We start from the raw sequence: 11,822 nt of genomic DNA on the forward strand, positions 1-11,822 counted from the left end.
AAACGATTAACAAAGCGAAATAGTGGCATGAACTTAATTGAAGTAATAAAAAGACTCAATCCAGTGGTGCGCGGCTTTGTAAATTATTTCAGTATAGCCAATTGTAAACGAGTGCTAAATTTGTTGGCAAGGTGGGTGAGACGACGATTAAGGGCAATTCAGTTAAGGTTGTGGAAAAACCCAGCGAGGTTGCATAAGCGACTAAAACAATTAGGGAAAAAGCCGCCATTTAAGTTCATCAAAATGAACTCATGGCGAAACTCTCTAAGTCCATTATCGAATGTAGCGATGCCAAACCAATGGTTTGAGGAGCAAGGTTTATATTCAATGGAAAAAGTAAGTACAGGATGGCTTGCTCAATCGGCGTTTAGAAAATAAGCCGAAGGGATAGAAGAATACAGGAGCCGTATACGAGGCCCGTACGTACGGTTCTGTGAGAGGGATGAGGCAAAAGCCTCACCCTACTCGATGTTTAAAGTAGAAGCAGAATAAAACTACCTCTACCGTAAGGTAATATTAATGGTTAATCGACGCCTATAAACCCGCCTGTTTGGTGTGTCCATAGTGCTGCGTATATTCCACCCTTAGCGATTAATTCTTCATGAGTGCCTTGCTCAACTACGCCGCCGTCATCAAGTACAATTAATCTATCCATTTGTGCAATGGTTGAGAGCCTGTGCGCTATGGCAATAACTGTTTTACCAGTCATTAAGTCATCAAGACTTGCCTGAATTGCGGCTTCTACTTCTGAGTCGAGTGCGCTGGTGGCTTCGTCGAGTATAAGTATGGGTGCATTTTTAAGTAGTACACGTGCAATAGCAATACGTTGACGTTGACCGCCCGAAAGCGTAACACCGCGTTCGCCCACTTGTGCATTAAAGCCTTTATTACCTTTGCTGTCGACCAAGTCGTTTATAAACTCAAGCGCCTTAGCTTGTTTGGTCGCGTTGATCATCTCATCGTGGGTTGCATCGGGGCGACCGTACAAAATATTGTCTTTTACTGAACGATGAAGCAAGGAGGTATCTTGCGTTACCATAGCTATATATCGGCGTAGGCTTTCTTGGCTTACGTCTGTGATGTTTTGCCCATCAATTTTTATTGTTCCAGAGTCGGTATCGTAAAAACGCAGTAATAAGTTAACAAGTGTTGATTTACCCGCACCAGAGCGACCGACTAAACCAATTTTTTCACCAGGTTTAATATTTAAGTTTAAACCGTTCATTACAGGGCTGCGATTAGTCTCGTTTTCAGCTTTGCCGTAGTTAAAGTGTACGTTGTTAAACTCAATAGCACCTTGGCTTACGTTAAGCGTATCAGCATTTGGTTTATCGGCAACTTCAATAGGGTTAGAAAGTGTTTTCATACCATCGGCTACGGTGCCAATGTTTTCGAACAAGCTGCTTATTTCCCACATGATCCACTGCGCCATACCGTTTAATCTGAGCGCTAAGCTAACAGCAACTGCAATGGCGCCGGCGCTAATTGCACTAAGTGACCATAAATAAAGTGATACAGCGGCAACCGAAAATACTAATAGGTAATTTAAGCTTTGAATAACAAAGTTTAAGCTGGTTACTAAGCGCATTTGCTTGTACACAGGCTGTAAAAATACATCCATGCTTTGTTTTGCGTATTGCTCTTCACGCTGGGTATACGAAAACAATTTAATAGTTGAAATGTTAGTGTAACTATCAACAATACGGCCGGTCATTTCTGAGCGCGCATCGGCTTGTGAGCTGGCAATTTTTTTAAGGCGCGGTACAAAGTAAAGTTGCACGCAAATGTATAAAACCAACCAAACTAATAAAGGGATCATTAAGCGCCAATCGGCTTCGGCAACTAAAAATACCATTGAGCCAAAATAAACCACGATATACATTAATACATCGAGTAGTTTGGTCACTGTTTCGCGAACGGCTAAAGAAGTTTGCAGTACTTTGGTGGCTATTCTTCCTGCAAATTCATTTTGATAAAAGCTAACACTTTGGCGCAGTAAATAACGATGCGCTAACCAGCGAATCGACATAGGGTAATTGCCAAGCAATGCTTGGTGCAAAATAGCAGAATGAAAAAATACGACTACGGGCAATACTAATAGCAGCATGACAGCCATTTTAATAAGCTCTGACTTTTGCTCTACAAACAAGGTTTCGGGCGTGTAGGCTGTTAACCAATCAACAAGCTGCCCCATATAGCTAAATAAAGAAACCTCTAAAATAGCGAGCATGGCGGCACTGATTGACATAAGCAGCAACGACAGTTCCATTCCTTTGGTGTAGTGACGACAAAAAGCAAATAAAGTCGAAGGCGGCTGAGTAGGTTGATCCTCAGGAAATGCTTTTGTCATTTTTTCAAATAATCGATACATTTTAAAAACTTAAATGGCAAATAATGGTCGCTATTATACCATTTAAGTATTTTTAAATGCAGGTTTGTAAGGTATTAATTGTGAATATGCTAGAGCGTTATTAATATAAACTTATGTATAAAAGAACACCTAAAAACACTTCACTTACTTTTATAGCATTGGGTTATTTAGGTTTGTACCTTTGCTCATGTATAAATCGTCATATCTGAGGCCATCATTTCCGTAAGGCTTTTTAATTGGGCCTGTATTACAGTTTGCTAAAAAATATATAAGAGGTTGTTCGCGCTTCATTCTAAATTGTGCATTTTTATACACCAGTGTTTGCTTGCTAAATTCACCGCCTTTTACGTAAACATCATATTGCTGACCTTGCTCTGAGACTGCTGCGTTATTAACAACATACCATACGTCGTACCAGGTATTTGTTTGCAGAGGTTTAGCTGACTGTTTGGTAGTGTAGTTTTGAATGTTGCTATACCCGCTGTCGGTTTTAACCATTAATGCGCCATCGTTTACAAGCCCGTTTGATTCTGTTTTATCAGTTACGCGAAGTGTAGGCTCAAACGCATCGTACGCATGTTTATTAATTAGCTCTGGCGTAAGGTTGCTTAATCCAAAAGCATGGTTATTAGGAAAAGCAGCCACGTTTATACGCATATAAAATGTGTAGGTTTGACCAACTTCAACCGCTTGTGGAAGTTTTGTATAAGAAAGCGCTTTACGATTTCCTACAATGCTCTCAGCCGCAGGCTTTTTTAGTAAATAATGATTTGTTGATGAGTTTGCTTGTTCTGATTGTATAACTGTTATTTGTGGGTTTTTAACCTGTGGCTTAGTTTCATTTTGCGTATCGACACTTTGCCACTTGCTAAGTGAATTTTCAAAGTCATCAATAAGTAGCCAATCGCTTGACGTGTTTTTAGAAATGGTTGAACACGACGCTAACGCGCTTAACAAACATAAAAGTGACATGTGTTTACAATGCATAATTGGCTCTCAGTAAGTTTAGGTTTTTTGGTTAACCAATTATTGTTTTGGCTATAACTTTAAAGTAAAGGTTATGTAACCAATTTAATGTTTTTATGTCAATCATTAAAGCAATACGTAATGGCGTGGGAACTGCGAAGATATAAAAATTATTATTCCATTCAGAAAATTAACCAGTAAACTTATCCATTAAATCAACTCAGCAAATTTTAACTGAGTATAAAAATAATTTAATAGTTAGGATGTTATATGTATACGGGTTCGTGTTTGTGTGGTGAGGTAAACGTTGAAGTGTCGGGCAGTATAACTAGGGCGTGTTGATCTTTATGGATTGAAATTTGTTCAATCTAGGGGCGATTTAATCGCGGCGCAAGGTTTGTAACCTAGTGGGCTAAGTAAAAACCGAGCAACAAAGAGTCAATCGTCCCTAGCAAGAACCCAAAGGGCAGCGCATGTTTGGTCTTTATGCTACGTTATCGCCTATGTATGGGGAACAACCACATATCATAGGCTCTGCCTTGCCTAAATACCAAACACACTGCTGCAAATTCAACCACCAAAGAACAACACGCCCTACTATTATCCATTGTCATTGTTCACTGTGCAGAAAAAACAGCGGGACTGCATTTGCAACCAATGGCTTTGTAAATACAAGTGACTTTACAATAACAAAAGGGCAAGAACTACTCAGTGAATATAGTTTTAAAGCAGGGCGCACACGTTATTTTTGTAGATGTTGTGGCTCGCCTGTTTACAGTAGCAACAGTGATGACAAAAGCAGAATACGAATTCGTTTAGGAATATTCGATACCTATATTACTGAGCAGGTATTATCGCATAATTTTGTTACGTCTAAAGCTAACTGGGAGCAGCTCGAAACAAGCTTACCGTGCTATGAAAAACATGAACCTGGACGGTAAAGCGTTTCATTCAATGTGGTAAATGCTGTTAATACTTTTATAAAGGTTTGGTGCAAAGTTTATAAACACCGGTGAGTTTTGTATTTCATCAACGTTTATATGCATTAATGTTTGCTGGCTTAGTATGATCACTATATTTTTGTATTCGTTAAACTCTATTATCGCTAAGCACTTAAAGTGTTGTCTTAAAAGTACTAAAAGCATTTGCAGCTCTTGGCCAGTTTGTGGGTTTAAATTAATGATTACTTGCGTATTTTGCTCACTGCAGCGATTTATATTTTGCCAAAAGCTATCGCTGGTTAAAAAAGGCTGATGATATTCACCACTAAAAATATCGATAGTGATTACGTTAAAGTGATCAGTGCATTGGGTAATATATTGCTCGGCGCATTGTAAATAGCTGCTGTGCTTAATAGGTAACTTAAAGTGCTGGGCTGCAATTAAGGCAATGCTTGGGTTTATTTCTACCGTGTTAAATGTATTGATGGTGTTTATGTAAGGCGTATTACTTTGTAAGTGATACATAATTCGCTCAAACCCTGCCGTGCCTAAACCTAAATTTAATATATTTAGTGTATCTACCGGTTTAAGTAAAAATAACATCATACATTGGTTTACAGGCACTATTACTTGCTCAGGGTGTATAAGGTTCATAACGCCTTGAATTGTTATATCTTCATTGGTTTTTTGTGCAAGCGTTAACCAACGGTATTCTTTGTTTTGATACACGCATACTGGGCCGTATGCACTTTGCTGTGACTCAATAAGGTTACTTTTAATTGTATCTTCTTTTAGCTGACGCATAACTTAAACTATTAATGTATACACAATTACAGTGTGCCACGAAAATCGCATTTTTTTATAGATTATTGTGTAACAAGGTTTGTAATTTAACCTCTAAATATAATATTGTATTAGCAATTAACCACTTAGACGTTATTCAAGGATTGGAAATGGGATTGATTCTAGGGCCTGCTGTTTTAGCGTGGTTTGCGGTATTTATCTATTCTTTACGATTAGGGTATGTGCTTATTTATAAAAATATCAGCGTGTTAACCACAGTGTCTACTTTTGCAATTAGTATTGTTGGTATGTTGGCTTTTATGACGTATGGATATAGGCAGTTTGTAAACAATACCTCTGTTTGGGCATTTGAGATCCCGAGTTACTTTTTATTTAGCAAAATAGCTTTTATAGGTGTATTGAGTGGTTTTTTACTTAACTACTATATTAATCCTGAAAATAGTTCGGAGTTTTTGAGCTGTTTAGCATTTGTATTAATATTTATGTTTTCTGCTGGTGTGCTTGCAAGCTTAGGAGGACATGAGGCCTTTTTGAAAGAATTTGATATTAAAACTACTCATTAAAAATATGCATAATAAATTTTGGCCCAGTACCTATAAAAGGTAGTGGGCTTTTTACTATCCTAATAACCTCTTGTCAATGCGCTTTAGCGTGATCCTTTCTACATCTACCTCAAATGTATTGCCATAAAACCTTAGCTAAGTAATGGTTACACTATAATAATTAGGAGCTAATAGATGCTTAAAACACCTTTGAAAATCACAACAACGTTACTTAAATTTACTGCAATTGCAGGCGCCTGCACACTTGCATTATCAGCACATGGGAAAACACAACTTCAATACACAGAACAGCAAAAATTACATGATATAGCAGCTCAAGTATCACCCGAACGTATTGGTAGTGACATTCAAACGCTGGTGGATTTTGGTACTCGCCATACGCTTTCAGAAACTAAATCGGATACTCGAGGCATTGGTGCGGCTAGGCGCTGGATAAAAAATGAATTTGAAAAAATATCCGCGCAGTGTGGCGGTTGTTTGGAAATTATTGAAGTAAAGGACACTATATCGGGCGAAAAGCGCATTCTTAATCCTGTTGAAGTGGTTAACATTGTGGCTATTCAACGAGGGTCAAGCGAGCCTAATCGCATGGTGATTATGTCGGGTGATATAGATTCTCGTGTGAGTGATGTTATGGACTTTACGAGTGATTCACCTGGGGCAAATGATAACGCATCAGGTGTGGCGGGAGTAATTGAAGCTGCCCGTGTTTTAAGTAAATACAAATTTAATGGTTCGGTAGTTTACGCGGCGCTTTCGGGCGAAGAGCAGGGTTTGTTTGGCGGAAAAATATTAACGGCTTATGCACAAAAGCATGACTGGCAAGTTCATGGCGTTTTAAACAACGATATGATTGGCAATATTACCGGTATAAATGGGGTAACTGATAATACAACTGCGCGTATATTTTCAGAAGGTACCCGTGTTGTAGAAACAAAAGAGCAAGCTAATACTCGCCGCTTTACGGGTGGTGAAGTTGATTCGGCGAGTCGAAATTTAGCTCGCTACATAGATACTATTGCTGACAGATACATTCCTAACTTAGATACAATGCTTGTATATCGATTAGATAGATTTGGCCGTGGTGGGCATCATCGTCCATTTAATGATGCAGGTTTTGCAGCAGTGCGTATTATGGAAACTAACGAGCACTACGATCGTCAGCATCAAGATTTACGCACTGAAAATGGCGTTGAGTATGGCGATACTATTGAAGGCGTTGATTTTGATTATACGGCTAAGTTAACTTCACTTAATGCGGTTACTATGGCATCTATGGCGTGGGCGCCCGCACCACCAAAAGAAGTTAAAATAAAGGGAGCTGTTACAGCTGATACGTCGTTTTCATGGCAACAAAGCAGTGATGAAAATATTGCTGGCTATAAAATTTATTGGCGTTACACGAGCGAGCCGCAATGGCAGTTTAGTAAATATGTTGGTAGGGTTTCACAGTACACACTTAAAAACGTAGTGATTGATAATTATTACTTTGGTGTAGCCTCTGTTAGTAAAGACGGTGTTGAATCACCAGTAGTATTTCCGGGTGATGTGGGTTCGTTTGATCACAATATAAAATAATAGTTTGGCTAAAAACACAGCAAACAGAGCGCTTTAAGGTGCAAATGACCGTTTTATACTTGCACCTTATTTACTAAGCCCTTAGAGTGTTAAAAAAGAAGTAAAAGGTTAATAAAAATGCAGCAACAAGAAAAAAAGCCGTTAACAGCAAAAGAACAAGTTATAACTGATGAGCAAAGAATGCAGTGGCAACGCGAATGTTTTCAAACAGCGCAAAAGCATTTAGCCGAAAAGGGCATTATGCCAAAATCAGTAGTTGATAAAGACAGTCGATTTTTAGCACCACTTTGTGCAATGTGGAAATTTAAAGCACAGAACGGTAAAACATATTGGGTAGTAACAGGGCGGTTACCTACAGATCATGCTGAAGTAAGTGCAGCTACAGATGCTCGTGATGCAATGCGTTACTTTTCTTTGCAGTGGCAATTAAAAGCGGATCAGATTATGAGTACAGGCGCGCGTGATAAAACACAGGTAGACTTTGCTAACTTACTTATCAATAGAGCACATGGCTTGTACGAAATGTATGATAATGAGCCGCTATGGGCAAATGAGGCAAAGTAACGACGGTTTGGGTTAAGTAAAAAGTGGAGGGTGATAGCTTATTTATCGCCCTTTTCTTTATCTAATGCACAAGTGTGAAGGGGGTTGTATTAAACGCCGAAACAGGGCATTGCATACGTTGCCTAGGAATTCCCGCCTCCATAAATACATTTCCTTGCTGAATAAAGCCATTGCGCTTAAAACGCTCTACTTCATTTAAAATACAATTAATGCTTACTTCTTCAATACCTTGGTTTGAGGCTAATTCGACAATAAAGTTGAGAAGAGATGTATATACTTTGCGATTACGGTGCTCGGGTAATACAGCTATTCTGCCAATTAAGCCATCTGTACACAGCCGACCTGTTGCAATAGGGCAGTTTGCATCGTCTGTAACAAGTACATGTAATGCAATTTTATCTAGGCTATCAAACTCTATGTGTTTGGGGATATGTAACTCGTAAACAAAAACTCGCTCTCGAATTTTTTGTAGCATATCTTTTTTTATATCCCATTCAACCTTATCAACCAGATAGCCCATAGCAAACCCCTATTGATAGCCAATTAAAATGAGTAAGCAATCACAGCAAAATTATTTAAGCCAATATCAGGTGAAAATTAAAATTTTTAACTAACCTGTATACATAATATTTTACGCTGCAAAATGCTCACCATTATTAATATAATTGGTATTATTACTCGTGGTCTATATTAAACCAAAGCCCCTCATTAACAAGTGTAGTAAAAGTTTGAGTAAAAACTAAACTTGGGTTTGTTAAATTTAATGCTGAACTTTCAAATTCAGTATTATCGGTAAGTAGTTTTACCGCAGCTAAGTCGGTTAGCGGCATGGCGTAATTTTCACCGTTTACACTTAATAACACTTCGGTATCGAGTTGCTGATAAATAGCACGCGTGCCACCTAAACGCTCAAACACTGCTTCTTCATTACTTAAATCATCGCTTATTTGCTCAGGTGTAAATGGAGGTTCTACTGGTGCTAAATCCATTTCATGTTTGGGCTGACTAAGTGTTGAGCCTAACCATTGTTTAAATAAATCGTCATTTTCTAAAAGTGCTGCCATCAGTGTTTTAACTTTATCAACTTCAAGGTTTGTAAGTTCACCTTTTGATTTTCTGAGCGTGATGTTGTGATCGGTATAACGTTTTTGGCCGCTTTCGGTATCAATAATATGATCGGCAAAGCTCGACAATAAATCTTGTTGGTTTGGCGCCCTAAAACCAACTGAATAATTGAGCGCGTTTTCTACGGCGTAACCTTCGTGAGGGCACCCTGGTGGAATATATAAAATATCGCCAGGCTCTAATATGCAATCAATTACGGCTTCAAATGCTTCTACTTGCAGTAATTTTTTGTTTTGAGCAAACTGCTTAAGTGTTGGATCGGGCAGCCCTACGCGCCAATGACGTTTGCCTTCGCCTTGAATAATAAATACGTCATATTGGTCTAAGTGTGGGCCAACACCACCATTAGGCGTTGAGTAGCTAATCATTAAATCATCTATGCGCCAGTTTGGAATAAATCTAAATGGCTCTAGTAGTTGCGCAGCTTCGCTATGCCAGTGATCAACTGCTTGCACGAGCAGTGTAGAATGATCGTCTGTTAACTGCTCAAAGTCTTCAAATGGACCTTGGTAGGTTTGCCAATCATTTTTATGATTGGTAATAATACGTGACTCTATGCTTTCTTCCATTGCGAGGCCGGCAAGTTCATTAGCATCAAGTGGGTCTTGAAAATCTGCAAAACCTTGTTTGATTAAAAGCGGCTTTTTTTGCCAAAAATGGCTTAAAAACTCTTGCTCAGACAAATTATTTATTTTTAATTGATACATACATTATGCCTACTAGTTTGTGCAATGGGGTTAAAACAAAAAAAGCGAAAGGATGAGCCTTTCGCTTTTTAAAAGAGTAATTTAGTTTTTAAACTAAGTCATCAATAAACTCAACAGCACGACCAATGTAATTAGCAGGTGTTAGTTTTTTCATTTCTACTTTAGTGTGCTCTGGAAGGTCAAGACCATCGATAAAGTCAGCCATTATTTCTTGATTAACACGTTTACCGCGTGTTAAATCTTTAAGTTTTTCGTATGGCTTTTCAATACCATATTTACGCATAACTGTTTGAATCGGCTCGGCTAGCAATTCCCAGTTTTGATCAAGCTCGTCAGCTAAACGTTGCTCGTTTACTTCAAGCTTGCTCACACCTTTAAGTGTTGATTGGTATGCAATGATCGCATAGCCCATACCTACACCTAAGTTACGTAATACCGTTGAATCGGTAAGGTCACGCTGCCAGCGAGAAATTGGTAATTTTTGTGCAAGGTGAGCAAAAATAGCGTTTGCTAAACCTAAGTTACCTTCTGAGTTTTCAAAATCAATTGGGTTAACTTTATGCGGCATTGTAGATGAGCCAATTTCGCCCGCAATTGTTTTTTGCTTAAAGTGATTAAGTGCGATGTAACCCCACATGTCACGGTCAAAATCGAGCAAAATAGTGTTAAAGCGTGCAATTGCGTCAAACAACTCTGCAATATAGTCATGCGGTTCAATTTGTGTAGTAAATGCGTTAAGTGTTAAACCTAAGCTTGATACAAATTTATCTGCGTGAGTATGCCAGTCGTAATCTGGGTATGCGCTAAGGTGAGCGTTGTAGTTACCAACAGCACCGTTAACTTTACCAAGCATTTCTACTTGTGCAATTTGGTCGCGTTGACGCTTTAAACGCATGTATACGTTAGCAAACTCTTTACCCATCGTTGATGGTGTAGCTGGTTGCCCGTGCGTACGAGTCATCATTGGGATTGCTTTGTACTCAATCGCTTTTTCTTTAATTGCGCTTAAAAGTTCATCGCAATAAGGGAGTAAAACCTTGTTACGTGCTTCGCTAAGCATTAAACCATGAGATAGATTGTTAATATCTTCTGAAGTACAAGCAAAGTGAATAAATTCATTGATTGCATGAAGCTCACTGTTATCGGCTACTTTTTCTTTTAATAAGTATTCAACCGCTTTAACATCGTGGTTTGTAGTGCGTTCAATATCTTTAACGCGCTGTGCATCAGCTTCACTGAAGTTATCTACAATAGCGTTAAGTAGTGCATTTGCTTGTTCGCTAAATGCAGGTACTTCTTTTATATCGCTTGCTGCAGCTAACGCTTGCAACCAACGCACTTCAACAATTACGCGGTATTTAATTAAGCCAAATTCGCTGAAAATACTGCGTAGTTCAGTGGTTTTGCTGCCGTAGCGACCATCCACCGGAGAGATAGCCGTTAACGCTGAAAGCTCCATAATAACTCCTAAATTTTAGTTTGAACGATAGTTAAATTTTTGTTTTAGCAATGGCGAGTATTTTTCTTTTTGAAAAGAAAAAGTGACGGCGTTTACCGCCCATTTGTCGCCATAATACTGCACTTCTAACACCGGCTAGTAATAGGGCACGGATTTTATTTTGAGTGAGCTGCTGTTTTAATAACTCGGGTTTACCATAAACCTGTATTCGGTGCCCAAGGGGGCTCAGCACCGACGAGTATATATCTGCTAAACCGGCAACAACGCTCTCGTCGGTAATAGCAAAATGATCTAAACGACGATGAATATCATCAATTCGTTTGCCTAATTCGTTTAAGCTCTTGTCGTTTGCATTGAGTGCACGCTCAAGCTGCATTAAACCACCTACGTACTTTACTATTTCAACATCTTTTTGAGCGCCTGCAGTAAGCTGCGCCATTAATGTTTTATAGCCATCACGCAGGTTATCTGTACCTTGATAAACGTCCTCTGGGGATTCAGGAGATGTTTGAATAATACTTGAAAGTAAGATTTCTAAATCGTGTTCGTTGTTGCTGCCGTATTGAGCAATTTTTTGAACTTGTTTAGCAACCTGGCACATGGCGGCAAGCGCCATGACTTGGTATTCATTCATTACTTAATCACCGAGTCAATAATACCACCACCTAAACACACATCTTCTGCATAAAATACAGCAGATTGACCTGGCGTAACTGCTTTTTGTGGTTCGTCGAATAATACACG

The 11,822-nt window shown here is 38.9% G+C and carries 13 protein-coding genes; 5 read left to right on the forward strand and 8 right to left on the reverse strand.

The window, feature by feature from the left end; translation table 11 throughout:
- Positions 1-378: group II intron maturase-specific domain-containing protein (locus L655_RS0120270; RefSeq protein WP_029752211.1), on the forward strand; the 378-nt coding region annotated here is incomplete at its 5' end.
- A gap of 145 nt (positions 379-523) precedes the next feature.
- Here the strand turns inward: L655_RS0120270 and L655_RS0120275 are convergent.
- Positions 524-2,371: an ABC transporter ATP-binding protein gene (locus L655_RS0120275; protein WP_024606103.1), complete on the reverse strand. Its 1,848-nt coding sequence runs from the start codon at positions 2,369-2,371 to the stop codon at positions 524-526.
- 150 nt (positions 2,372-2,521) lie between these two features.
- Positions 2,522-3,358 (reverse strand): hypothetical protein, encoded by an 837-nt coding sequence (locus tag L655_RS0120280; RefSeq protein ID WP_024606104.1) that lies wholly within the window; start codon positions 3,356-3,358, stop codon positions 2,522-2,524.
- Positions 3,359-3,810: 452 nt separating this feature from the next.
- Between L655_RS0120280 and L655_RS0120285 the strand changes: the two genes are divergently transcribed.
- A complete protein-coding gene (locus L655_RS0120285) occupies positions 3,811-4,278 on the forward strand; it encodes a GFA family protein (protein ID WP_024606105.1) in 468 nt (155 codons plus the stop codon).
- A 6-nt stretch (positions 4,279-4,284) separates the two neighbouring features.
- Here the strand turns inward: L655_RS0120285 and L655_RS0120290 are convergent, their stop codons facing one another.
- The gene (locus tag L655_RS0120290; protein ID WP_024606106.1) at positions 4,285-5,082 is read right to left on the reverse strand and encodes a hypothetical protein; all 798 of its coding nucleotides are present in this window, start codon (positions 5,080-5,082) and stop codon (positions 4,285-4,287) included.
- 14 nt (positions 5,083-5,096) lie between these two features.
- Here L655_RS0120290 and L655_RS0120295 point away from each other — a divergent pair, with 14 nt between their 5' ends.
- The 3 genes from L655_RS0120295 to L655_RS0120305 all read left to right on the forward strand — a co-directional run bounded on the left by L655_RS0120295 (position 5,097) and on the right by L655_RS0120305 (position 7,787).
- A complete protein-coding gene (locus L655_RS0120295; protein WP_241764523.1) occupies positions 5,097-5,645 on the forward strand; it encodes a hypothetical protein in 549 nt (182 codons plus the stop codon).
- Positions 5,646-5,819: 174 nt separating this feature from the next.
- Positions 5,820-7,223 carry a M28 family metallopeptidase gene (locus tag L655_RS0120300; RefSeq protein ID WP_024606108.1) on the forward strand — a complete coding sequence of 468 codons (1,404 nt, stop codon included), beginning with the start codon at positions 5,820-5,822 and terminating at the stop codon, positions 7,221-7,223.
- Positions 7,224-7,340: 117 nt separating this feature from the next.
- Complete coding sequence (locus L655_RS0120305) at positions 7,341-7,787, forward strand: DUF4826 family protein (protein WP_024594685.1); 447 nt, start codon at positions 7,341-7,343, stop codon at positions 7,785-7,787.
- A gap of 61 nt (positions 7,788-7,848) precedes the next feature.
- On the opposite strand, the gene L655_RS0120310 is transcribed toward L655_RS0120305, so the two are convergent.
- The 5 genes from L655_RS0120310 to L655_RS1000000126850 all read right to left on the reverse strand — a co-directional run.
- Positions 7,849-8,307, reverse strand: a complete 459-nt coding sequence (locus L655_RS0120310; RefSeq protein ID WP_024606109.1) for a GNAT family N-acetyltransferase — start codon at positions 8,305-8,307, stop codon at positions 7,849-7,851.
- 154 nt (positions 8,308-8,461) lie between these two features.
- Complete coding sequence (locus L655_RS0120315) at positions 8,462-9,619, reverse strand: cupin domain-containing protein (protein WP_024606110.1); 1,158 nt, start codon at positions 9,617-9,619, stop codon at positions 8,462-8,464.
- Between the two features lie 88 nt (positions 9,620-9,707).
- Entirely contained in the window at positions 9,708-11,078 is a 1,371-nt protein-coding gene (purB, locus tag L655_RS0120320) for an adenylosuccinate lyase (protein ID WP_024606111.1), read from the reverse strand.
- Between the two features lie 31 nt (positions 11,079-11,109).
- Positions 11,110-11,712 carry a high frequency lysogenization protein HflD gene (gene hflD / locus L655_RS0120325; RefSeq protein WP_024594681.1) on the reverse strand — a complete coding sequence of 201 codons (603 nt, stop codon included), beginning with the start codon at positions 11,710-11,712 and terminating at the stop codon, positions 11,110-11,112.
- Positions 11,712-11,822: aminomethyltransferase beta-barrel domain-containing protein (locus L655_RS1000000126850; protein ID WP_139016280.1), on the reverse strand; the 111-nt coding region annotated here is incomplete at its 5' end. The genes hflD and L655_RS1000000126850, both read right to left, overlap by 1 nt.

The organism is Pseudoalteromonas sp. TAE79 (assembly GCF_000498015.1).
GTDB lineage: Bacteria > Pseudomonadota > Gammaproteobacteria > Enterobacterales > Alteromonadaceae > Pseudoalteromonas.